The organism is Hungatella sp. SB206, assembly GCF_051132295.1.
In the GTDB taxonomy this organism is placed as follows: Bacteria; Bacillota; Clostridia; order Lachnospirales; family Lachnospiraceae; genus Hungatella; species Hungatella effluvii.
Map to the genome: position 1 here is coordinate 2,803,982 of NZ_CP096603.1, position 22,229 is coordinate 2,826,210.

Here is a 22,229-nt window from a genome sequence, read left to right on the forward strand (position 1 = left end):
AAAAGCGGAGGTAAGAAAATGAAAAAGAGAACTCTCGTAACAATGTTGGCAGTATCCATGGTGGCGGCGAGCCTGGCCGGATGCAGCAGCTCCAAGACATCATCAGCAGGAACGACAGCAGCGACCGAGGCGCCTGCGGCAACTGAAGCAGCGGCTCCTGCGGCAGCCGAAGCTGCAAAGGCGGAGACAGAGGCGCCGGCTCCTGCGGCAGCGGATGGGGAACTGATCAAGGTCGGCATCATCAACAACGACCCCAACGAGTCCGGATACAGAACCGCGAACGACGCAGATATGAAGGCCATGTTTACGAAGGAAAACGGATATGACGCCTCCTTTGCCTACAGCTTAAAGAATGACGAGCAGATTACGGCGGCTCAGAAGTTTATCCAGGACGAAGTGGATTACTTACTTCTCTCCGCGGCAGACACTTCAGGCTGGGACAGCGTTTTAAAAGATGCACAGGACGCGGGAATCGGCGTAATCCTGTTTGACCGTACCATCGACGCCAGCGAGGACTTATATCTGGCATCTATTGTTTCCGATATGAACAAGGAAGGCGAGACAGCAGTAAACTGGCTGGCTGACCAGGGATTAGACGAGTACAACGTAATTCACATTCAGGGTGTTATGGGTTCTGCGGCACAGCAGGGACGTACCGGCGCTCTCGACGCTAAGGTAGCGGCCGACGACTCCTGGAATCTGATTACACAGCAGACCGCAGAGTGGAACTCCGAGAAAGCACAGCAGATCGTTCAGTCAGTCATCGATTCCGGCTCTAAATTCAATGTCATCTACGCAGAGAACGACGATATGGCTAAAGGCGCCGTAGCCGCATTGGACAAGGCAAATATTTCCCACGGCGTCGGCAAGGACGTAATCATCATGGGATTTGACTGTAATAAATGGGCGCTTCAGGAACTGTTGGATCAGAACTGGAACTACGACGGACAGTGTAACCCGTTCCAGGCTGCCTACATCGATGAAATCATCAAAAAGGTTCAGAATGGGGAAACGCTTACCGAGAAGACTATCATCATGGATGAGAAGGGCTTCGACGCCACAACCATTACGGCAGAAGACGTTGAAAAATACGGAATTTAGGCGACAAGACAATAAAATGTTTACAGGATAGAAAATGGAAAGAGTGCAGCGCGGCATAACTGATATTCGTATGAACGCTTTGCGCTCTTTCCCTACAAAAAGGAGTGAATGGCGCTGGTGAAAGAGAAGTCTGTATTGGAAATGAGAAATATACATAAGAGCTTTCCGGGAGTACGCGCGCTGCAGGCTGTGGATTTTACCCTGTGCGAAGGGGAGATACACGCGCTGATGGGTGAAAACGGAGCGGGAAAGTCCACACTGATTAAGGTGCTGACGGGTGTATATGAAAAGGATGAAGGCGAAATTTATTTAAAGGGCATGAAGAAGGCCGCGGTTATCAAGTCTCCCCGTGACGCACAGAATCTGGGAATCAGCACGGTATATCAGGAGATTACCTTGTGCCCCAATCTTACGGTGGCTGAAAACATGTACATCGGACGCGGAAAATCGCAGATGATGGACTGGAAGAAGATGAATGCGGATGCGGACGCAATTCTTGACAAACTGGGGATTCCGGCAGGGGCCACCCAGCAGTTGTCCGACTGCTCCATAGCAATTCAGCAGATGGTAGCAATTGCCCGCGCAGTTGACATGGACTGCAAGGTATTGATTTTAGATGAGCCGACATCTTCCCTGGACGAATCGGAGGTGGAAAAGCTCTTCGGTCTTATGAGGGATTTAAGAGAGAGGGGCGTCGGCATCATCTTTGTTACCCATTTCCTGGATCAGGTCTATGAGGTATGCGATAAAATCACGGTTCTGCGCGACGGTCAGCTGGTGGGAGAATACGTCATAGAAGAGCTTCCGAGGGTGAAGCTGGTTGCGAAGATGCTCGGCAAGGAACTGAACGATATGGAAAATATCCGGGAGAAGACAGAAGGCTATAAAGGCGCTGACGAGCGTGTCATTGAGGCCGAGGGTCTTCAGAGCGATGCGGGAATCAAGCCGTTTGATTTCTACATCAAAAAAGGTGAGGTCAACGGCTTTACCGGCCTTCTGGGCTCCGGGCGGAGTGAATGTGTACGCGCCATGTTCAGCGCAGACAGGGTGATCGCCGGAACGATGAAAAAGAACGGAAAAACGGTGAAGATGACTAAGCCTCTGGACGCCATGAAAAATGGGATTGCCTACCTTCCGGAGGACCGCAAGAACGACGGCATCGTGGGAGACCTATCCGTGAGAGACAATATTATCCTTGCGGCACAGGTGCTGAGAGGATTTTTCCGGCCGTTCTCCAGAGCGGAGGCAAATAAGTTTGCAGACGAATACATCAAACTGCTGGAAATTAAGACCGCGTCCGCGGATACGCCGATTAAGTCGCTTTCCGGAGGAAACCAGCAGAAGGTCATTCTTGCCCGCTGGCTGCTGACCCATCCGGAATATCTGATCCTGGACGAACCGACCCGCGGCATCGACATTGGCACGAAAATCGAAATACAGAAGCTGGTATTAAAGCTGGCCGCGGAGGGAATGAGCGTCACCTTTATTTCTTCTGAAACGGATGAGATGCTTCACACGTGCTCCCGTTTGATCGTCATGCGTGACCGCAGAGTGGTCGGAGAGCTGTCGGGTGAGGAACTGAATCAGGCTAAAATTATGGAAACCATTGCCGGAGGTGAGATGGAATGACAGGGAAGAAGAGTACAACGATATCAAATGCGTTTGCCGGTTTATTCAGAAAGCAGATTTTCATCCCCATTGCGGCGCTTCTGCTGCTGACGGTATTTAACCTGGTAATTGACCCGGCGTTTTTCAAAATCACACTGGGAACCAACAGCGGCGGAGACCCTGTTTTAACCGGATATGTGATGACGATTCTCGACTATGGCTCCGAGGTGGCCATTCTGGCTATCGGCATGACGCTGGTTACGGCGGCTTCCGGTGGACAGGATATCAGCGTCGGCGCGGCTGTGGCTATCGCAGGCTCCGTAATTCTGCGAGTCCTCGTGGGACTGGGCGGAGACGGGACGCTTAGGGCTCCGATCATCGTGGCATTTCTGGCCGCGTGCCTGGTCGCCATGATATTTGGCGCGTTCAACGGCGTGCTGGTAGCCATCTTTAAAATCCAGCCCATGGTTGCGACTTTGATCCTCTATACCGCCGGCCGTTCCATTGCCGCGTGGATCAATAACAATGAGCTTCCTATCGTAACGGATAAGACTTTTACGTATTTCGGCGGATTTATTCCGGGAATTCCGATCCCCACTCCATTTTTCCTGGCAGTGGTATGCGTCATCATCGCCATGCTGGTGTTAAAGTTCACGAATCTGGGCTTATATACCCAGGCTGTCGGAATTAATGCCAGTTCCTCCAGGCTGAACGGTTTAAACCCTGCGTTTATCAAATGGCTGAGCTTCGTTATTCTGGGACTGTGTGTAGCGGTTGTGGCCCTGATTAAAACGAGCCGTCTCTCCACCATCAACTATTCGGTCATTGCCAAGGATATCGAGATGGATGCCATCCTGGCGGTCGCCCTCGGCGGAAATGTGTTAAGCGGCGGTAAGTTTAATATTATGGCGTCGATTCTGGGAGCCTATGTCATTCAGTTCCTCACGACAACCCTTTATAAGTTTAATGTCTCCTCGGATGCCCTTCCGGCCTATAAGGCCATGGTCGTCATTGTGCTGGTCGTCATCAGCGCCCCGGCTGTAAAAGAGAAGATTTTCAGCCTCGGAAAGAGTTTAAGAAAACAGAGGGAGGTCGCCTGATATGTCAAATATAAAAAAAGCAGGCAGCCAGGCGCTGCCAAATAAGCCGAAAAGGCTGACTGACACGAATTTGCTGCTTCTCATTACGATCGTGGTTTTCCTTGTCATGTATATCGGAGCCATGATATTTCTGAAAAAGGGGTTTTTAAAGCCCCAGACGTTTTTTAATATTCTGAATGCGAATGCAGCGCTCATCATTACCTCCTGCGGCATGAGCCTCGTTATGATCACCGGCGGAATCGATATCTCCGTGGGAGGCGTCGTCGCATTGGTCAGCATGAGCTGCGCCGTATACCTGGATTATCACGGAGGCAGTGTCTTTGCCTCCCTGCTGATTGCACTGGGAATCGGTCTGGCATTCGGCGCGGTACAGGGCTTTCTCGTGGCCTATCTGGATATCCAGCCGTTTATCGTCTCACTGGCGGGGATGTTCTTTGCCAGAGGCATGACGACGATTGTTCATACGGCTCCGTTTAATGTGGCCAATGAAGGCTTTGCAGCTTTGAAAGATACGCGGATCAATGTACCCGGACTCGGAACGGTAAACAAGCTGGGAAAATACATTAACGCCTATGTGGAGATTGGCGTGATCGTCGCCGTTCTGGTGGTGATTATCCTGTTCTGCATCCTGAAATGGACGAAGGCCGGGCGGAATTTTTACGCGGTGGGCGGCAGCAGGCAGAGCGCTCTGATGCTTGGAATCGATGTAAAGAAGACCAGATTTCTGGCGCATTTGCTCTGCGGCCTTCTGGCGGGGATCGGCGGTTACGTCTATTTCCTGCATGTAGGCTCCGGATCGGCCTCTCACGCCATGGGCATGGAGATGAATGCAATCGCGTCTTCCATCATCGGCGGAACGCTGCTGACGGGCGGCGTCGGCAATATCGCCGGTACGTTTGTCGGCGTGCTGTCACTCAGCACGATTCAAAATATCGTTTCCTCCATCGGCCTCGATCAGGCGTGGTGGACGGGAATTACCGTGGCCGCCATGCTGTGCCTGTTTTTGGTGGTGCAGAGTATGATTATGGCGCGGAAGAAGAAAAGGGTATAAGGAAGAAGTGGATGCCAATCCCCCGGTCCGGGTGTTCGGACCCGGGGATTGGTGTGTTAGTTTTTTGTCAGCACGGTCTGTCACATTTCTCAATACATTTAAGCAGACACTCCATTTCCCGAATCCCATTCTGCTGCGACACGATAATCGACTGGATAATCGGCTTCAGTTCCTGACAGATTGGAAACTGCAGGGCATTCCGTGACATTTGGATGGCGCCTCTGTGATGGGGGATCATTTCGCGAATAAAATTTGCATTGATATCATTTGTGTAACATGCATTTCTCATATCATCGAACATAGTCTGTGTAATCTGCTTATAGTGACAAAGGAAAAGTTCGATTTTCTGCGGCGGGTTGCAGAACATCTGACAGCGGTTCCGGATTGCCTCCATATTCTCAATGCTTTTAGTCTGTTCTTCAATGATATTTAACGCAATTTCCTGCAGTGGTACCAGGGTAGTGTACTGCAGGAGATTACAGGACATCTCGATTGCTGCCTTGTGGTGGGGAATCATCTGAACAATAAAATTATAGGAAATACTGTTGCTCAGTTGGGCACTGTTCATCTGCTGTATCATTTGGTCCAGTATGTTGTTAAAGCAGGTTAAGTATTTGTCTGTTACGATGCTTAGCTGTTCTTGTCTCATCATTATTTACGCCTCCAGTTCTATATAGGGTATGCAGAGGGGGAGGCGGTTGATATAGAATCAGAGCATATTCTGATTGCAAACATACGTTCGATATGGTATGATGGTAAAAACAGCGTGATATCCAGATGTCCTCAAGAATGGAGTATGCCGGAAGGAACACCGAATAGAAAAAGGGCAGACACGGTCACGCATCTGTCTGAAAATTATGGTATAGTGAGAAGCGAGGTGCTGCTATGCATGCGTGGGAATCCATACAAAGGACTTTAAACTATATTGAGGAACATATTGGCGAGGAAATCCAGATGCGGCGTTTGGCCCCAGCATGCGAGTCTCTGAGAAACAAAGAAAACAGCATCCTAAACGTTGCGGTGGAATACGGCTTCGGCGGACACGAGACTTTAACACGGGCATTCAGGGAGACCTGTGGCATTACACCGGCGCAATACCGGGACAAGCCCGTAGGCCTAATGAATAATGACAAGCCTGATCTATCCCTGAATTACAGGATGGTAGACGAAGGTGTGCCCTTGATCGGCGAAGAGATGATGAGTTGCCGGTTTTGTGAGTTTCACGAACGATAAATTTAGCAGGAGGAGTTAAACAATGAGCAGATATGAAGAGGGAATAAAATTAATAGAAGAGAGCTGCAGCAATGGAAAAGATAATGTTCTTGGCTGGGTGCTGAATCCGAAGAATGCGGAACTGAGAGTGAAACTTCGCCGGGCATTTACAGACTGGTACGATCAGGCAAACCATTCCCAAACGACGTTTAAAAACCAACATCTTAAGTCCCTTTTTTCCTATCTATAACTAATCATGAAATACAGATTTATCACAATCATCGCAACCGCAAAGATAAGAAATATTCCGTTGGCAGCCCTAACGGCCTTGGAAGAGGTTTTCTTAATAAAACAGATCAGAAAAACGATCCATGCGATATATGCAATAAAAATGATTCCGCGGTTACGAATGAACAGCGACAAAAGAAAAAGCAGATTTATAACAGTCATTGATTTCTCAGAGCTCAAAGCAGTTTTAATCTTATCGTTCATAGAGGCACCTCCCTGTATATTTGCCAATAGTATCGTGTTTTTCCTTTTTATTAAATTATTTTGTATTTTATTTCATTCTACGTTCTCAAAACAATTCTGTCAAATGCTGATATTCCGTTTCAAGATTTTATCAAGTTGTAATTTTAGACAGGCACCAATGATATATAATTTTAATCCTTCCCCTCCAACTATCTATATATAAGTTTTATAGAATCAATAAAAATCTGCCGTCGCGTCAGGAGCTGTTGGCAGAATATGTGATTCAGTTACTGCCATCGGATAAGGTGTGTAGGATATTAGAAGTCGGATCGGGCAGAACCGCCAGAGTTTCCAGGCTGCTAGCAGAGAAAGGCCATCACATGACGTGTATGGATCCAGAATTACAGATTGACAGCAGCACAGAGGACTCCGATGAGAAAAAACAGGAAGCAGCATACACCCGATTGCGGCATAAATGTTTGCCGACAGAACGCTGCCGACAGGAGGATACCGCCATGAATCAATCACTTTGGATCTTTGTTATCGTAGTATCAGCCATTTCACTGATAGGCTCAGCATTTGTTGTGATCCATTACTATAGACTTGTCAAGAGTCGGGAAGATCATACCGGGATGCCGAGGGAAGAAAAGAATACCGGGAAGAAATGGGGATATTTTCTTCTGTGGAGTTTATTTTACTGCGCCATTGGGGTGATTATGATGGTTCAGTATGAGCGCGGTATGGCAGACCGGGAAATGGGAGATATTCTTTTTGTCCTGGTACCTGTTGTATTTATGGTGATCGGATCAGCCATGGGTCGTAAGGCCGCTAAGAGACGCAGATTCGCCACCGCCGTGACCACTGCCGTCGTGGTGGACAAAGAACCGCGGGGCAGCAGCCAGAACAGAACGTACGCCCCCATATATGAGTTTTATGCAGAGGGCGCTAAACACAGAATTACTTCGGAATCCAGCACTAACAGCAGCTTTGGGAGGGGCTTTCTCTCCGTCTCTGTTGGGGAGGAGGTAGAGCTTCACTATATTCCCGGGCGTCCGGATAAGATTTATGTTCCAAAAGAACAGAGAGGAACCTGGTTTTTCGTATGGATATTCAGGTTTATCGGAGTTGGCTTCCCTGTCATTGCATTGGCAGGTCCATTCCTGAGGAACTGGATGAAGTGACAATACCGGCCGCAACTGTTTTAAAACTCCATTGATGGCCGGTCATTCCGGCAGCTGCCCCGGCGGAGGGTCAGCCCGGATGCTTTGAGGGAAGCGGAAGAGATTGCACGGATCATACCGTTTCTTGATTTCAATTAACCGCTTTTTATTCTCTCCATAGTAAGCGTCCATGTAGTGATCTGTACACAGATACGGGAAATTAATATACGAACCTGTGGTTAAGGAACGTAAATATGGAAAGCGTGCCGCCATCCATGCCTGATTCTCCGGTTCGAAGAAGCAGCCTTCCCATACCGTTTCGATTCCGATTATAAAGTCGGAATTTCTGTAGTAGAATGCGGTTTCGCAGGGATTTACAGCTCTGACTTTGCCGCCCATGGCGTAGAGTGCCACGGAAGCATAGGAGGAACCCTGCGCTCTGGTCTTGATGAGACTGAGGAGCGATATAATCTGGCTGTCTGAAAAGTCCGCATACGCGAATCGTCCTGCAAACCGAAACGTTTCAGAAGCCGGGTAAATTGAAGCGTCAATTTCGGTGGCTTCCCAAAAAGTAACATAGCGAAACGAAACCTCTGCACCCTGGATATCAAGAAATGGCTGAACCGCGGCCTCCGCTTCGTCCGGTGTTCCATAGAAGAAGCCACGCAGGAATATGCCCATCCCGTCCCGTGCAGAATTAAAAATGCGGCTGTTGGGAGTGAAACGAATCTCGTCGCCTGTGGTCCATGCCTGCCATGTCTGAAAGAATCGGAGCGCGGTTATATCGTCAACCCGTGAATATTCTATGTCCACATAGGTGACATGAGAGACTACAGGTGTAAGACGGTAACTCAGTGATGTCACGACGCCGAAGTTCCCGCCTCCCCCGCCCCGCAGAGCCCAGAAAAGGTCGGAATGAGACGCTTCACTGGCAGTTATCAGCCTGCCGGAGGCATCGATGAGTTCTGCTTCCACAAGGCTGTCACAGGCCAGTCCATACATTCTGGAGGAATGTCCCCAGCCGCCTCCCTGAGTCAGGCCGACTGCATTTACGGCAGGGCAAGTACCGCTGGGAAATGGATAGCCGTATTGTTTCAAGAAATGGTAAAGTTCTCTGTTGGAGACACCGCCGCCGATTTTGAGCGTTCCGGTGCTGTCAAGCTGAATCCCTTTTAAAGGACTGGTATCAACTGTCATCTTACCATTACCGATGCAGTATCCTTCATAATTATGTCCGCCGGATCTCACTCGGATTTCCTGCTTCTGCCTGGCGCCATAACAAACTGCCCGTGCCGCCTCATCATCATTCCTGCAATAGATGATGGAGGAGGGATATTTTTGTATGGAACGGTTAAAGATCTGCCTCACCGATTCGTAGGACGGACAGAACGGCAGAATAATTCTGCTGCATAGATCTGTATTCATCATAGCATCCTTTTGCCGGCTGCTGTTCGCAGTTCGGGACAACGTTGTTTTATAATACAGTATGTGGGGGGAGGGGTGGAGGTTCTGATGGCAAAACTTATTGTAAACACCTCCATAATTGTGTAAAATAGTAATATACAGGAATCAGCATATCTATTTCCTGAAAGGCCAGTTGACACACTGAGGCAGAGCAAAAATCACAAAAAGGAGGGGCTATGTGGAATTATACCAAATGTACGGCAAAGGACAGAATCGAAAAGTTGAACAGGCTGACAGATGCTTTTCATGAGGAGGCGGACTGTCTGGAATACCTGTCAGAAGTACAGAACTGTATTAACAGCACACAGACAACCATGGTATTGCTGCAGGATCTGGATGCCAATATCATGATAGAAATGGACTATGTTCCGATTAATAACTATTCGTTTCATGTGGTTTGTATCGGAGAAAACGGCATAAAGACACAGGGAAGGCCATGTAAAAATGTTGAGCAGGCGGTGCGGCAGTTTTTAGCCAATATCAGTTGAGGTGTTAACTTATTATATATACCATCTGCCAGTTCCAGGTTATTACATCGGAAGCTGTCAGAAAAAATGGAACTGCTCAGGATCAAAATAGATAAAGCTGTCCGATTAAGGGCAGCCTTTTCTATTTTCTTATCTAAGAAAAACATCTGAATAATTCTCTCATATATGATATAATTATTCCAATAATTTCCATAGAACACCCCAGGTATTGGTTTTAACGCATGTTTTAAGAATAATTATTTTAAACAATGGTACGCTACTTACAAAAAACATACTTTAAAATGTACAATATATACAAATAATATAATAAAAAACATATAAATATTGACAAATACAGCAGATGAGAATATAATTATATACATAAAAGAAATAATTATTTAATAATATATAATAATTATTTCTTGAGTAACTTCTGCTGCTGGAAAGGATGCGTTTATGAGTAATATTAAAGATGTGGCAGCATTAGCCGGAGTATCTGTTCCTACTGTTTACAAAGCCTACAGCAATACGTATTTTACCAGCCCTGAGATCAGGGAAAAAGTATATGCAGCTGCGAAAGAACTGGGATACGTACCTAAGACGGTAAACAGAACAGGGGGAAAGGAAAGTAAAAGGACAGTGGCGTTGTTTTTAGATGAGATTGTGAACCCGTTTTACAGTGCCATGGTGAGGGAGACCTCCAAGGAACTGGAACATAAGGGATACCAGCTTGCTGTTATGTACAACAGCAACAGTGCATCTGTGGAACGGGAGAACTTTGAAGCAGCCATTGCTCATAAGTATGACGGCATTATTTTCGTGCCGTCTCCTGAGGGGGACGGGGAGCTGATAAAACAGCTGAACGCAAAGCGGTTTCCATTGCTTCAGCTGTTCCGGACAGTTTACCCCGATCTGGACACACTGCTGATTGATGATGAGCTGGGAACGTACCTGGCTGTGAAGCACCTTCTTCAAAGTGGCCATAAGAAGATCATGCTGATCAGTAAGACTAATCCGGCTCTTGTCAAGCGGGAGGTTGGATACGCAAGGGCATTTGCAGAGGAAAGACTGGAAATGGATAATGAATGCCTGTACCTTATGAGCTATGCGGACTGCGCCAAAGAGATGATCAAGGAAAAGATTCATGCGGTGCAGCCCACTGCAATTCTGTCGGTTGGAGAATCCACCAGCATCAACGTCATCCAGGCGCTTTCCGAGATGAATTTGTCCATACCGGACGATATCAGCTTCATCATTTATGATGATCTGCCCTGGACAGCGGTTTACGGCATCACTACAGTGGCACATTCTTACGAGTCCATCGGCAGGCTCATAGCAGAGATGATTGACAGCCAGTTCAACAAAAGGGAAAACGGATCTGGAGAGCAGCCTGCAAGGCTGGTGCTGGACCCGCGGCTGGTAGCGAGAAAATCGGTAAAAATACTGCTGTGATTATGCCTGCCAAATTATTTGGAGGTATTTTATGAAAAAGAGGTATTGGAAGAAAGTTATGGTATTGGGGTTGACTGTATCATCAGCATTGTTGTTTGCAGGCTGCGGAAAGGGAAATGAGGCAGCAGGTACAACAGCGGAGCAGTCTTCCGCAGCAAATCAGGCGACTGCAGAGGCGTCACCTGAAAGCAAGACAGAGGAAGGCAGTGCCGGAAACGATGGAGCAGCAGAGAAAGCTTATAAATTTGTGTTTGCTGAGCACGTAGCGAATGTAGAGGAACAGGCACCTCAGGTATATGCCGTGGTACAGGCATATATGAAGGAACATCCGAACGTAACGATCGAACTGCAGGGGACCGCCTCTGACGATCAGATACGTAATATTAAGATGGCGGCACAGAATGGTTCACTTCCTGAACTGTTCTGGATGGAGCAGGGCGGAGCGGTAGAGATGGCAAATGCGGGATATCTGGCCGATTTATCGAAAGAAATTAATTCTGATCAGGCGTTCATGGATGGCTTTCTTCCGGGGATGCTGGATTCTCTGAAGATTGATGGCAAGATTTACGGCATTCCCTGTGAGCTTCAGTCCAATGGCATATGGCTGAACAAAGCTTTATTTGATCAGTACGGTCTGGAACTGCCTGTGACTTATGAGGACTTTATCCACTGTACTGAAGTGTTCCGCTCAAACGATATTATCCCAATGGCACAGGGCGCCAAAGATACCTTCACTGCATGGGCGTTTGAAAATATGCATTGCAGATACGGTTTTTTCGACCATATAGACGACATTATCGCAGGAACGGATAAATGGCAGAATGATGATTACTTAAAGTTTTACAACAGGCTTGCAGACATGCGCGATAAGGGCGTATTCCCTGATAATGTGACTACCATGAGTTATGATCAGTCTGTGGAAGCCTTTATGGGGGGGAAGGCGGCTATGCTCAACTCCGGTGTATGGGATACCAAGAAATTCGATCAGAGTGATCTGGCCGGATCCATCTACTACTGGTGGGGACCAACGTTCAGTGACGGGATTGGCAATCAGAATGTATCCATGAAGGCACCTGCTCATCCTTACTGTGTTTCCGCTAAAGTACAGAAAGAGGATCCGGAATTGTACGCGGTCATCGTAGATTTCCTGAAGTTTTATTATGGGGAGCAGGGAACCGGGATTATTGCGAGAGATAATCAGAGTATTCCGGTTACAAAATATGACGGTGAGATCGACAAGGAGAAATACCCAGTATTTGCAAGGGTTATGGAAAAGATGAATGATGACTGGGAAAGCCCGGCGGCGTGCCCTGATATGTATATCCCTGGTCAGCTTATCAATCAATACAGGGAGAGCATGATCGGTGTAATTAACGGAATCTATACACCGGAAGAGGCCCTCAGCTATATGGACGAACAGCAGAGCACAATCCAGTAACAATTTCTGGCGCTGCCAGTCATGGCAGCGCCATTTCTGACTCAAAAGGAGAGACGGTATGCATTGGTTCAGTACCAAAAAGACAAAAATACTGATGATTGCACCGGCAGTAATTCTATTTCTGCTGTATATCATTATTCCGGTCTTCATGGCGTTTTATTATGGATTTACTAATTTTACGGGAATTGGAAAGCCTGAGTTTTTAGGTTTACGGAACTACATAACGCTGTTTTCAGATAAGATATTTTATATTGCTTTGAAAAATACGGGACTTGTCCTGGCGATGTCTCTGCTTCTCATAGTTCCCTGCTCCTTTGGATTATCATTGCTGTTTGCCAGGAAGATGCGGGGCGGAAAGCTGGTAAAAGCCTTTTGTTTTTCCCCGAATATTATCAGTCCCATATTAATTGGCCTGATCTGGGTGTTCATTCTGGATCCCAAGATTGGACTTATCAACGCATTTCTACGGTATATTGGCGTGTCTGCCCAGCCGGAATGGATTGGAGGGAAAACTCTGACACCATACTGTGTAGGCACTATTTTCCTCTGGCAGACTCTGGGCTATAACGCCACCATATTTCTGGCAGGTATTAAAATGGTGCCGCAGGAACTATATGAGGCGTCGGAAATTGACGGTGCAGGGAAGATGCAGCAGCTGATCTATATCACATTTCCTATGATCAGGCAGACCATTATTATAGTTATGCTTCTGGTGATTACAGGCTGTTTCAAAATATTCGAGATCGTCTATCAGTTGACTGGCGGCGGTCCGAACCACATGTCGGATCTGCTGGTGACTTATATGTATTATTCCACATTCACATCCTCCCGGTATGGATATGGTATGAGCATAGCATCGGTGACATTTCTGATTTCTGCTCTGTTTGCGGTTATCTATCTCTATGTCACGAGAGAACAGGTAGGAGAGGAGGAGTAAACTGCCATGTTGGACGAAAAAAAGAAAAAAAGGATTGGAGCGGCAGCATTGTCTGCGGTTACTGTATTAATCACTGCGGTGCTCATGATTCCATTCCTCTGGCTGGTGGTGCTGGCCTTTAAGACGAATACTCAGATTATGAATGAGCCGTTTGCGCTGCCTGAGTCGATGAACTGGGGCAATTTCAAGAACGCACTTGCTATTCTGCCTCTTGGAAGTATGTATAAGAATACGATTATTATCGTGGTCTTTACCCAGATACTCTGTCTGGTGGTGACTTTTATGTGTTCTTTCGCATTGACCAGACTGAAATTTCGCAGCAGGAAGCTTCAAAACGGAATTTATTTATTCTTGTTGTCGGGTCTTATGATTCCCACCTATATTTTGCTGTTCCCGATTTACAGAATAAATATTGCCCTGAAAATTGTTAATACGTATCTGTCTGTCATACTGCCTCTGGCGGCCTCATCCGTTTCTTTTAATACGCTGTTGTTTGTCGGTTTTTTAAAAGGATTTTCCAGGGATATAGAGGAGGCGGCCATTATTGACGGCTGCAGCCTGATGAAGCTTTGTACGTATATTACCATTCCCTTAATCAAGCCAGTCCTGGCTACAGTTACCGTATTCAATGTGCTTTACGTATGGAACGAATTCCCGTTGGAAGTTACCCTGATCCAGAATCCTGCCATGCGTACAATTTCCATGGGTGTTTCCATGTTCCGTGGAAAATACAGCATTGATTATGGCGGACTTGTGGCAGGAGCTCTGCTTATCCTTGTACCTCAGCTGATATTCTACGGATTTTTCCAAAAGTACGTGGTGGGAGGTCTGACTGCTGGAGCGGTTAAGGGCTGAATGCAAAAAAATCTTATAACAATAAAGGAGTTTACGATGAAACACAGACCAAGTTATCATTTTCTGCCCGAAAAGAACTGGATGAATGATCCGAATGCAACAATTTATTTTAAAGGGGAGCATCATCTGTTTTACCAATATAATCCCACGGACTGGCATTGGGGGAATCTTCATTATGGACATGCCGTAAGTAAGGATCTGCTTCATTGGGAACATAGACCGATTGCTCTGTATCCGGCTCTGGACAGGGGGGAGACACACTGTTATTCCGGATGCAGTTATATCAATAACGGTCAGATAGAACTGCTTTATACCAGCGTTGGTCAGGGAGTACGATGTCAAAACAGTGGCTCCCAGCAGTGGGCAGCCACGACAGAGGACGGCGTAACCTGGAAGCAGATTCCCGAAAACCCGGTTATGAAAACCCCGGGGGCTCCGGGAAAACGGCTGACAGAGTGGCGTGATCCTTTCGTATTTCGGTGGAAAGGAAAAATATACTGCCTTGTTGCGGGGATTGTAGATGAAAAATATGGTGCCGTACATCTGTACACAACGAATGATTTTCGGTCATGGACTTATGTTAATGAGTTTTTTCGCAATACGTGTGCGAAGGAGGTCATGGAGTGTCCCAACCTGATTGTTTATGGAGATAAGGTGTTGTTTATCCATTCTATATGGGACATTCGTGTCCTGCACTGGTTTGTGGGTACCATTACGGAAGACGGGAAGCTGGAAGCTTACAATCAGGGAAGTGTGGACTATGGCGATTTCTTCGCATCCCAGATATCATTCGATGAGAAAGGACGGACTCTGATGTGGGGATGGCTTCGGGAAGATCCCAGGAGAGGACTTTATACGGATGGAGAATGGTCCGGTGTCCAGGCAATTCCAAGAGTGATATCCATTAATGAGGAAAATGAACTGGTTCAGGAGCGTCTGCCGGAATTCGAGATTCTGCGCCGCACGGATGAAGAGGTCCAACTTCAGAATTTTACCGGTCGATATGAATTTAAAACAGTATCCGGCACGGCGGAGATGGAAGGAACCATTCAGTCTGACGATGTTTTTTCATTCCGTTTTCTGGCGGACAGCGATGGACAGGAATATACCGATGTCATCATTAACCCACGGGAAGGTACTTATTATGCGCCGATGGAGGATAGCAGCCTGATTAAATCCGTAGATAAAAGGCCGATTTTGGGCTGTTTCAGACGGAAAAAAGATGGAAGTGTTCATGTAGATATCCTGATTGACAATTCTGTAGCAGAGATTTTTATCAATGGAAATTCTGCCATGACGCTTAGAATCTATCCTCAGATGGAGGGCGGCAGGATGTCTGTTGAAACGAAGGGGCTTATAGCAGATGCAGAGATCCATGTCTATGAAATCGGGTTGCAAGGGGAGGAACAAAGATGAAAGAATGTTTCAGAATACCTACTACAGGTGCGTTTGGCGATCCGATTGATGAGAATCCTTCAGGGGCTATGATGGAAGCCGGCTTTCGAAGCACGGGCTTGAACTGGCGCTACCAGCTGTTTCGTGTGCCGGCCTGTGACCTGCAAGATGGGCTGGACGGCATCAGGGCTTTGGGGTTTTCCGGGCTGAACCTGACCATACCTCATAAGATTACTGCGGTCTCCTATATGGAGGGACTTTCGGAAAGCGCTGCTCTCATAGGGGCAATCAATACGATTTTGGTAAAAGAAGGGAAACTGTACGGGGAAAATACGGATGGAAAAGGTTTCGTTATCGGACTTCGTGAGAATGGCATTTCTTTGGCTGGCAAACGACTTGTCATTCTGGGGGCAGGAGGCGCCGCAAGAGCGATCAGCGTGGAATGTGCGCTGGCAGGGGCCGTTCACTTAACAATTATTAACCGGACAGAGAAGAAAGGCAGAGAACTGGCTGCCCTGATTACAGAGAATACCAGCTGCACCGCAGAATTTATAAAGTGGGTGGAGAAAGTCAGCATTCCGGCGTGTGATATTCTGGTAAATGCCACAAATATCGGCTTGTACCCAGATAAATCACTACCGGATATTGACTACGATACCATTAATCAAAACATGGTAGTACAGGACATCATTACAAATCCGGCATATACGCCATTTCTGCAGAAGGCCGGCGAACGGGGAGCCCATATACTCGACGGCCAGAGCATGCTCATCTATCAGGGTGCCCTGGCGGTTGAATTGTGGACGGGGAGGAAGCCCGATCCGGAAGCAATGAGGAAGGCGCTGATCGAAAGTTTTACTTAGAGTGGAACTACCATAAAAATACAACTCAAAAGGTGCTGAAAAATCTCTATATCATCGGGATTTCTCAGCACCTTTTACGCATCAGGGATTTTATTATATCCCTTGACACATGGAGTACAAAATGTTATCATAAATTTAGAGTACAGCATGTAATCAAAAATGGAGATGAGAAAAGATGCAGCAAATATCAGAATATGAATTGATACTTATGAAAATCATTTGGAACAACGGCGGAACGGCGTTGTATGCAGAGATTGTCAGGGCATTAGAGGACAGAGGCACCCCCTGGACAAAAAATACGATTATCACTTTATGCTCGAGGTTGGTTGACAAGAGCTTTTTGAAGACGAATAAGATAGGACGCAGGAATGAATACACAGCTGTTGTTTCCGAGGCAGAGTATCAGGAGGTGCAGACACAGGATTTCCTCGAAAAAGTCTATGAATGCGATGCGAAGGGGCTTGTAGCCACGCTGTTACAAAAAGACTTGCTTTCCTGCGAGGATTATGAGGACTTAAAACGCCATTGGGAAAAAGGAGGCAGTCACAAATAAACGAAATGATAAAACTAATTTTGTCACTATCCCTTTCCGGGTCTATCCTTATTCTCATTCTGTTCCTTTGCAAACCTTTATTTCAATCAAAAATGAGCAAGGCCTGGCAGTATTATATTTGGCTCGCCGTAATTGCCAGACTGCTGCTCCCCTTTGCGCCGGAACATAATCTTGTAGGTAGCCTCTTTAGAAACTATGATTACGCAGCCTCACAATTAGAACGGAAAATGCTTCCTGAATCTGGTTTTGCGTCGCTGCGGGGAGCGGATCTCTTTCCAAATACTTTCACAGAGGACAGTAAAGACGAGGATGAAAGCTATACCCCGGTGAAGGTGATAAAATATGGTCTTCTGATGCTGATACGTAATTTGGGCCTGGTTTGGCTGGTAGCCGCTCTGATCCTGTTAATACGGAAAATTACAATCTATCAGAGCTTTATAAAATACGTAAAAGCCGGTTGTGCTCCGGTAGACGATATTAATCTTTTGGAGCAGTTTGGAAAAGAGGCAGAAGACGCAAAAATCAATGTCCCGGTGGAACTGTATACAAACAGCCTCATATCATCTCCTCTGCTGCTTGGTTTTTTCCATCCCTGTATCGTGCTGCCGGGAACGGATTGTTCGGATTTAGATTTTCAATATACCATAAGGCACGAGCTGACGCATTTTAAGCGGAAAGATATGTTTTATAAATGGCTTATGCAGACGGCGGTATGTCTGCATTGGTTTAACCCCCTCGTTTACCTGATGGCGCGCGATGTCAACCGTCTGTGTGAACTATCCTGCGATGAAGCTATTATCCGGCATTTGAATGAGACCGCTATGCGGGACTATGGGAATACCTTGCTGGGTGCGGTCAGACCCAAAGGAAACTACAAAAATTCACTTGCCTCTGTTACATTGAATGAAAGCAGGGAGCTATTGAAAGAAAGGCTGGATGCTATTATGAATTATAAAAAACAAACAAAGATGATTAAAGTATTATCCTTTATCATGACACTTACGATCTGCCTTGGCGGAGCATTTACCGGCGCTTACGCCGCTGCCCCGAATCCGCTGCCGGGAAATGCCTCCGGACAGGATACCGCAGAGACAGAAGAGGAGGTCGTCTTTCATCTGTCGAGTAATGGACATAACGGCATTACCAAATCGGACAGCTTCGAGGCAGAAGACGATCAGATTTTAACCATAACGATTCAATCTGACATCAAAGGCGGTTCCGTAGATTTGTTTCTTTTCTCACCTGATAACAAAGAACAGCGCATTACCATGAACGATTCTGATGAGACGAAAACAATTACGCTTTCAGCCGGCAGATGGGCTTATAATTGTACCGGATTCTTTAAGAGTGGCAGCATTACCATTCGCGGCACAGTTCCCCGCAGTCATGGCAATGGTGATAGTCCCGACAAAACGGCAGCAGAAGTGGAGAACAATAAAGGTACTGTCATAAATCTGAGTAATGGTAAGCGAGACAGTATTACCCGCTCGGGCAGCTTTGATGCGAAAGACGATCAGGTTTTAACTCTTACCATTCAGTCTGATATTAAGGGCGGCTCCGCAGATATCACTCTTTTTTCACCCAATCATGAAGAACATCGTATTACGATCACTGACAGTGATGTGACAAAAACGATCGCGCTTTCAGCCGGCAGATGGGCTTATAATTGTACCGGATTTTTTGAGAGCGGAGATATTACGATTACCGGCAAAATAGAATAGATGGAATTTCGTGTTGTCCTGCCCAATCGGCGGCGGTCTTGAAAGTGACTAATTTCAAGGCCGCTGTTTCTTGTTCTTAGTCCCGGCAGCACGTTTGTCCGAAGATAAACATGTAATTTTTTTCCATACCGCATTTAACTTTTGTACATTTACGGCAGAGGATTAGGAATGGTATCATAAATCTATCAAAGAGACAGGAGGAAGTTACATGAAAAAAAGTGTATTTGCAATTGCAGCAGCGTGTATGGTGACGGTGGGAGCTTTAGCAGGCTGCGGCGGTCAGGGGAAGGACACAGCAGCAGAGGTTACGCAGACAGAATCAGTAAAGGCTGAGGCTTCGAAGGAACAGCAGGAGACACCGGCAAAGGAAGCCGGCAGCAAAGAAAAGGTGGTCGTGACAGCCCTGATTCAGCAGTCCCGAAACTTCGAGGGCCTCCAGAAAATGATTCAGAAGCTGGAAGAGGAAGAGAATATTAAGATCGATGCACAGATCGTGCCGGATGATGAATCTCTGAACATGATTAAGATGAAGCTCAATTCAGGAGAGTGCCCGGATATCATTGATTATAATGTCCCGGCCGTGTACGATATCATTGATCCGGCATCTAATTTTGCAGATATGACGGGCGAAGCCTGGACAGACCGTCTGATTATACCGGGGAACGTAACGGCCAAGGATGGAAAGATTTATGGATTTCCGTTCCTTTCCGTACCGGGACTGCATGGATTTATCTACAATAAAGATGTGTTTGACAAAGCTGGTGTTGAGGTGCCGGCAACCTGGGATGAGCTTCTCGCTGCCTGTGAGAAAATAAAGGAGAGCGGGACAACACCGATCTTTATGCCGAAAGATACCTGGGTTCCGCAGATACTCATGACAGATAATTTTGCAAAAATCCTGGGAGCGGACGGCTGTAAGGATTTTGCTGACAAGATCCTGAAAAACGAAACAAAGTGGAGCGATGTTCCGGAATTCGCCGAGGTACTGGACAAATATCTGGAATTATATCAGAAAGGCTACGTAAACAGCAACTTTGCATCTGCAACCTACGATGATGCCATCGCGGCTGTGGCGGACGGAACAGCAGCCATGCACTTTAACGGAGACTTCTTTGCGACGTCTGTCCTGGAGGCAAATCCAGAAGCCCAAATCGGTATGTTCCCTATCTCTATGAAGGAGGGCGCGGACGTTATCACCGAGAATATGTCTTCCGCAGGATTCGTGGCATATAAAAATTCCGAGAATCTCGATGTCGTGAAAAAGATCTTTGATCTGTGGTCCACACCGGAATATGCAAATCTCTACTTTGCAGACCGCCCGGCATTCCCGGCATTCCAGGGTGTTGACGGCGGCAAGGTTCCGGATTACCTGGCTGAGATTAATGAAAACTATATTAAAGAGGGAAAAGCGATCCCAGAATTCAATTATTACGTAATGACATTAAATCCGTTGTTTGAGAGCAGCTTATACGTTTACTATGTGGATGCTCCTGCCAAAGGAACTATGGATGGAAAGGCCGTTATGGAGAAATTCCAGAAGGATTATGAGCAGTATATGAAGGATCAGGGAGCGGAAGGATTTTAAATAAGTAGTTTAAGGATCGGGTGCTGCGGGCTGTGAAGGCAGAGCAGCGCCCTTTCTTTCATTAACCAGGAGGTTTTAATGTATGAACAGAAAGCTGCGTTCAAAAATATATCCGATGTGGATCGCTCTTCCGGGGGCGCTTGTATTTACCGTTTTTTTTGTAGTGCCGATTATTATTGCATTCTTCTATTCCTTTACGAACTGGAATTTGGATCGTATGGATTCACCGCAGTTTATAGGTCTTCGCAACTTTATCAATCTGTTCCAGGATGAAGTATTTGCCCGTTCCATATTTAACACACTGCTGTTTGCGTTTACGACCACGCTGTTTAAAACCGTAACGGGGCTGCTGATTGCGCTTGTGGTGGTAAAGCGTTTTCGCGGCAACAGCATATTCAGAACCTTGTTCTATCTGCCCTGTGTGCTGAGCTGCATGATTGTGGGCCTTTTATTTACCGGGATTTTAAAGCAGGATGGTCTGGTCAATAACCTGCTGGCTGCCGCGGGGATGGGGCAGTTGGCCAGAGACTGGCTGGGCAGCTATGGAACAGCGATGTTCTGGATTATCTTCATTGAAGTCTGGATGTGGGCGGGATTCAGCATGTTTCTTTTTATCTCAGGCTTAAATGCAATCTCCGGTGAGTATTATGAAAGCGCCCAGTTGGACGGAGCCAGTCCGTGGCAGCAGTTTTGTCACATTACGCTTCCCCTCCTGGCCCCATCCTTTACCGTTGTAACAACGCTGAATATCACCGGTGGTTTAAAGGTATTTGATCTCGTATACTCCCTTACCGGCGGAGGACCAGGGTTCGACACTCAGGTTTTAAGCACTTATACGTACCGCGCGTTCGGAATGGGACTTCTCGGAAAATCCAGCGCCAGCGCGTTGCTGTTGTCTGTCGGAATTGTAATAATCACATTTTTATTAAACAGACTATTAAAATCAAGGGAGATTGATGTATAATGAAGATATTCTGGATACGCCACAGAAAAAAAATAATACCTTTCCTGATCTGTCTTGTTCTATGTCCGGTGTTTCTGATCCCTCTGATTATGATGATTCTGGGATCGTTTAAGACTCAGGGAGAGGCACTGCATATGGATTTGAGCCTGCCGTCACATTTTCAGTTTGAAAATTATCTGCATGTGATTCAGACGGGGGAGATTTTAAGGGGCTATAAAAACAGCCTGATTGTTACGGTGTGTTCTGTCGCCATTGTAATTATACTTGGCTGCATGACGGGAATTATAATTTCCAGACGGAACGATAAAAAAGCCGGCGCCCTGTATTACTATTTTGTATTTGGGCTGACAGCCACCATGCAGATGGTGACAACCTATTTTATGATGATTAAAATGAATCTGTATGGAAGTTATATCGGTGTGATTCTCGTCTTCGCTGCGGTGAATCTGCCATTTGCAGTCATGACCTTTTCCAGCTTTGTGACGGGTGTGCCTAAGGAGATCGACGAAGCGGCGATCATAGATGGCTGCAATACATTTCAATTGATATTTAAGGTGCTGCTGCCGATCTTAAAGCCGGTCATGATCACGAACCTGATTATTGCAGCCATCGGAATCTGGAACAATTTCCAGGTGCCCCTGTATCTGATGAGCAGTTCGAAACGAACGACGATTCCGATGATGATCTTCAATTTTTATGGCCTGTATTCCAGAAACTGGAATTACGTCTTTGCCGCGCTTGTTATTACAGTGCTGCCCATCGTTATCCTGTATCTGGCCCTGCAGAAATATATAATAGAGGGGATGACAGCCGGAGCAGTGAAGGGGTAGAA

The 22,229-nt window shown here is 46.6% G+C and carries 22 protein-coding genes; 19 read left to right on the plus strand and 3 right to left on the minus strand.

The window, feature by feature from the left end; translation table 11 throughout:
• The first annotated feature begins 18 nt into the window (after positions 1 to 18).
• From M1L66_RS12170 to M1L66_RS12185, 4 genes are all read left to right on the plus strand, one after another.
• Positions 19 to 1,101 carry an ABC transporter substrate-binding protein gene (locus tag M1L66_RS12170; RefSeq protein ID WP_434693209.1) on the plus strand — a complete coding sequence of 361 codons (1,083 nt, stop codon included), beginning with the start codon at positions 19 to 21 and terminating at the stop codon, positions 1,099 to 1,101.
• A 108-nt stretch (positions 1,102 to 1,209) separates the two neighbouring features.
• Entirely contained in the window at positions 1,210 to 2,730 is a 1,521-nt protein-coding gene (locus M1L66_RS12175) for a sugar ABC transporter ATP-binding protein (protein ID WP_434693211.1), read from the plus strand.
• Positions 2,727 to 3,809 carry an ABC transporter permease gene (locus M1L66_RS12180; protein ID WP_434693214.1) on the plus strand — a complete coding sequence of 361 codons (1,083 nt, stop codon included), beginning with the start codon at positions 2,727 to 2,729 and terminating at the stop codon, positions 3,807 to 3,809. Before M1L66_RS12175 ends, M1L66_RS12180 begins: the two co-directional genes overlap by 4 nt.
• Before the next feature lies 1 nt (position 3,810).
• The gene (locus M1L66_RS12185) at positions 3,811 to 4,860 is read left to right on the plus strand and encodes an ABC transporter permease subunit (protein WP_434693217.1); all 1,050 of its coding nucleotides are present in this window, start codon (positions 3,811 to 3,813) and stop codon (positions 4,858 to 4,860) included.
• A 67-nt stretch (positions 4,861 to 4,927) separates the two neighbouring features.
• Here the strand turns inward: M1L66_RS12185 and M1L66_RS12190 are convergent, their stop codons facing one another.
• Complete coding sequence (locus tag M1L66_RS12190; RefSeq protein ID WP_002600234.1) at positions 4,928 to 5,512, minus strand: DUF305 domain-containing protein; 585 nt, start codon at positions 5,510 to 5,512, stop codon at positions 4,928 to 4,930.
• A gap of 302 nt (positions 5,513 to 5,814) precedes the next feature.
• On the opposite strand from M1L66_RS12190, the gene M1L66_RS12195 reads away from it, so the two are divergent.
• Together M1L66_RS12195 and M1L66_RS12200 are read left to right on the plus strand one after the other, a co-directional pair.
• Complete coding sequence (locus tag M1L66_RS12195) at positions 5,815 to 6,093, plus strand: helix-turn-helix domain-containing protein (RefSeq protein WP_243270233.1); 279 nt, start codon at positions 5,815 to 5,817, stop codon at positions 6,091 to 6,093.
• Between the two features lie 22 nt (positions 6,094 to 6,115).
• Positions 6,116 to 6,322 (plus strand): hypothetical protein, encoded by a 207-nt coding sequence (locus M1L66_RS12200; protein ID WP_187021020.1) that lies wholly within the window; start codon positions 6,116 to 6,118, stop codon positions 6,320 to 6,322.
• Here the strand turns inward: M1L66_RS12200 and M1L66_RS12205 are convergent.
• Positions 6,313 to 6,564, minus strand: coding sequence for a hypothetical protein (locus M1L66_RS12205; RefSeq protein ID WP_187021018.1), 252 nt, complete (start codon positions 6,562 to 6,564; stop codon positions 6,313 to 6,315). The two genes, M1L66_RS12200 and M1L66_RS12205, sit on opposite strands and share 10 nt — an antisense overlap.
• Positions 6,565 to 7,058: 494 nt before the next feature.
• On the opposite strand from M1L66_RS12205, the gene M1L66_RS12210 reads away from it, so the two are divergent.
• Positions 7,059 to 7,724, plus strand: a complete 666-nt coding sequence (locus tag M1L66_RS12210; RefSeq protein ID WP_434693220.1) for a DUF3592 domain-containing protein — start codon at positions 7,059 to 7,061, stop codon at positions 7,722 to 7,724.
• A gap of 42 nt (positions 7,725 to 7,766) precedes the next feature.
• On the opposite strand, the gene M1L66_RS12215 is transcribed toward M1L66_RS12210, so the two are convergent.
• Complete coding sequence (locus M1L66_RS12215; RefSeq protein WP_434693222.1) at positions 7,767 to 9,131, minus strand: FAD-dependent oxidoreductase; 1,365 nt, start codon at positions 9,129 to 9,131, stop codon at positions 7,767 to 7,769.
• A 212-nt stretch (positions 9,132 to 9,343) separates the two neighbouring features.
• On the opposite strand from M1L66_RS12215, the gene M1L66_RS12220 reads away from it, so the two are divergent.
• From M1L66_RS12220 to M1L66_RS12275, 12 genes are all read left to right on the plus strand, one after another.
• Positions 9,344 to 9,655: a hypothetical protein gene (locus M1L66_RS12220; protein ID WP_187021013.1), complete on the plus strand. Its 312-nt coding sequence runs from the start codon at positions 9,344 to 9,346 to the stop codon at positions 9,653 to 9,655.
• Between the two features lie 435 nt (positions 9,656 to 10,090).
• The gene (locus M1L66_RS12225; protein WP_187021012.1) at positions 10,091 to 11,086 is read left to right on the plus strand and encodes a LacI family DNA-binding transcriptional regulator; all 996 of its coding nucleotides are present in this window, start codon (positions 10,091 to 10,093) and stop codon (positions 11,084 to 11,086) included.
• Between the two features lie 31 nt (positions 11,087 to 11,117).
• Positions 11,118 to 12,524 carry an ABC transporter substrate-binding protein gene (locus M1L66_RS12230; protein ID WP_187021010.1) on the plus strand — a complete coding sequence of 469 codons (1,407 nt, stop codon included), beginning with the start codon at positions 11,118 to 11,120 and terminating at the stop codon, positions 12,522 to 12,524.
• 58 nt (positions 12,525 to 12,582) lie between these two features.
• Positions 12,583 to 13,461 (plus strand): carbohydrate ABC transporter permease, encoded by an 879-nt coding sequence (locus M1L66_RS12235; RefSeq protein ID WP_434693225.1) that lies wholly within the window; start codon positions 12,583 to 12,585, stop codon positions 13,459 to 13,461.
• A 6-nt stretch (positions 13,462 to 13,467) separates the two neighbouring features.
• A complete protein-coding gene (locus tag M1L66_RS12240; protein WP_187021002.1) occupies positions 13,468 to 14,316 on the plus strand; it encodes a carbohydrate ABC transporter permease in 849 nt (282 codons plus the stop codon).
• A gap of 36 nt (positions 14,317 to 14,352) precedes the next feature.
• Positions 14,353 to 15,732 (plus strand): glycoside hydrolase family 32 protein, encoded by a 1,380-nt coding sequence (locus M1L66_RS12245; protein WP_434693229.1) that lies wholly within the window; start codon positions 14,353 to 14,355, stop codon positions 15,730 to 15,732.
• Positions 15,729 to 16,574, plus strand: coding sequence for a shikimate dehydrogenase (gene aroE, locus M1L66_RS12250; RefSeq protein WP_187020998.1), 846 nt, complete (start codon positions 15,729 to 15,731; stop codon positions 16,572 to 16,574). The genes M1L66_RS12245 and aroE overlap by 4 nt, the downstream gene beginning before the upstream one ends.
• Before the next feature lie 175 nt (positions 16,575 to 16,749).
• Complete coding sequence (locus tag M1L66_RS12255; protein ID WP_434693232.1) at positions 16,750 to 17,127, plus strand: BlaI/MecI/CopY family transcriptional regulator; 378 nt, start codon at positions 16,750 to 16,752, stop codon at positions 17,125 to 17,127.
• A 5-nt stretch (positions 17,128 to 17,132) separates the two neighbouring features.
• Positions 17,133 to 18,848, plus strand: coding sequence for a M56 family metallopeptidase (locus M1L66_RS12260; protein WP_434693234.1), 1,716 nt, complete (start codon positions 17,133 to 17,135; stop codon positions 18,846 to 18,848).
• A gap of 208 nt (positions 18,849 to 19,056) precedes the next feature.
• A complete protein-coding gene (locus M1L66_RS12265) occupies positions 19,057 to 20,433 on the plus strand; it encodes an ABC transporter substrate-binding protein (RefSeq protein ID WP_434693236.1) in 1,377 nt (458 codons plus the stop codon).
• A gap of 82 nt (positions 20,434 to 20,515) precedes the next feature.
• Positions 20,516 to 21,397 (plus strand): carbohydrate ABC transporter permease, encoded by an 882-nt coding sequence (locus tag M1L66_RS12270; protein ID WP_187020992.1) that lies wholly within the window; start codon positions 20,516 to 20,518, stop codon positions 21,395 to 21,397.
• Entirely contained in the window at positions 21,397 to 22,227 is an 831-nt protein-coding gene (locus M1L66_RS12275) for a carbohydrate ABC transporter permease (RefSeq protein ID WP_002600217.1), read from the plus strand. Before M1L66_RS12270 ends, M1L66_RS12275 begins: the two co-directional genes overlap by 1 nt.
• Positions 22,228 to 22,229 lie beyond the last annotated feature (2 nt).

Bases quoted from the DNA above. Each gene is read 5' to 3' on its own strand.
- M1L66_RS12255 (WP_434693232.1), top strand. From the start codon at position 16,750: ATGCAGCAAATATCAGAATATGAATTGATACTTATGAAAATCATTTGG.
- M1L66_RS12200 (WP_187021020.1), top strand. From the start codon at position 6,116: ATGAGCAGATATGAAGAGGGAATAAAATTAATAGAAGAGAGCTGCAGC.
- M1L66_RS12175 (WP_434693211.1), top strand. From the start codon at position 1,210: ATGGCGCTGGTGAAAGAGAAGTCTGTATTGGAAATGAGAAATATACAT.
- M1L66_RS12170 (WP_434693209.1), top strand. From the start codon at position 19: ATGAAAAAGAGAACTCTCGTAACAATGTTGGCAGTATCCATGGTGGCG.
- M1L66_RS12265 (WP_434693236.1), top strand. From the start codon at position 19,057: ATGAAAAAAAGTGTATTTGCAATTGCAGCAGCGTGTATGGTGACGGTG.
- M1L66_RS12185 (WP_434693217.1), top strand. From the start codon at position 3,811: ATGTCAAATATAAAAAAAGCAGGCAGCCAGGCGCTGCCAAATAAGCCG.
- M1L66_RS12205 (WP_187021018.1), bottom strand. From the start codon at position 6,564: ATGAACGATAAGATTAAAACTGCTTTGAGCTCTGAGAAATCAATGACT.
- M1L66_RS12235 (WP_434693225.1), top strand. From the start codon at position 12,583: ATGCATTGGTTCAGTACCAAAAAGACAAAAATACTGATGATTGCACCG.
- M1L66_RS12225 (WP_187021012.1), top strand. From the start codon at position 10,091: ATGAGTAATATTAAAGATGTGGCAGCATTAGCCGGAGTATCTGTTCCT.
- M1L66_RS12195 (WP_243270233.1), top strand. From the start codon at position 5,815: ATGCGGCGTTTGGCCCCAGCATGCGAGTCTCTGAGAAACAAAGAAAAC.
- M1L66_RS12245 (WP_434693229.1), top strand. From the start codon at position 14,353: ATGAAACACAGACCAAGTTATCATTTTCTGCCCGAAAAGAACTGGATG.
- M1L66_RS12220 (WP_187021013.1), top strand. From the start codon at position 9,344: ATGTGGAATTATACCAAATGTACGGCAAAGGACAGAATCGAAAAGTTG.
- M1L66_RS12275 (WP_002600217.1), top strand. From the start codon at position 21,397: ATGAAGATATTCTGGATACGCCACAGAAAAAAAATAATACCTTTCCTG.
- M1L66_RS12215 (WP_434693222.1), bottom strand. From the start codon at position 9,131: ATGATGAATACAGATCTATGCAGCAGAATTATTCTGCCGTTCTGTCCG.
- aroE (WP_187020998.1), top strand. From the start codon at position 15,729: ATGAAAGAATGTTTCAGAATACCTACTACAGGTGCGTTTGGCGATCCG.
- M1L66_RS12210 (WP_434693220.1), top strand. From the start codon at position 7,059: ATGAATCAATCACTTTGGATCTTTGTTATCGTAGTATCAGCCATTTCA.
- M1L66_RS12190 (WP_002600234.1), bottom strand. From the start codon at position 5,512: ATGATGAGACAAGAACAGCTAAGCATCGTAACAGACAAATACTTAACC.
- M1L66_RS12180 (WP_434693214.1), top strand. From the start codon at position 2,727: ATGACAGGGAAGAAGAGTACAACGATATCAAATGCGTTTGCCGGTTTA.
- M1L66_RS12230 (WP_187021010.1), top strand. From the start codon at position 11,118: ATGAAAAAGAGGTATTGGAAGAAAGTTATGGTATTGGGGTTGACTGTA.
- M1L66_RS12260 (WP_434693234.1), top strand. From the start codon at position 17,133: ATGATAAAACTAATTTTGTCACTATCCCTTTCCGGGTCTATCCTTATT.
- M1L66_RS12270 (WP_187020992.1), top strand. From the start codon at position 20,516: ATGAACAGAAAGCTGCGTTCAAAAATATATCCGATGTGGATCGCTCTT.
- M1L66_RS12240 (WP_187021002.1), top strand. From the start codon at position 13,468: ATGTTGGACGAAAAAAAGAAAAAAAGGATTGGAGCGGCAGCATTGTCT.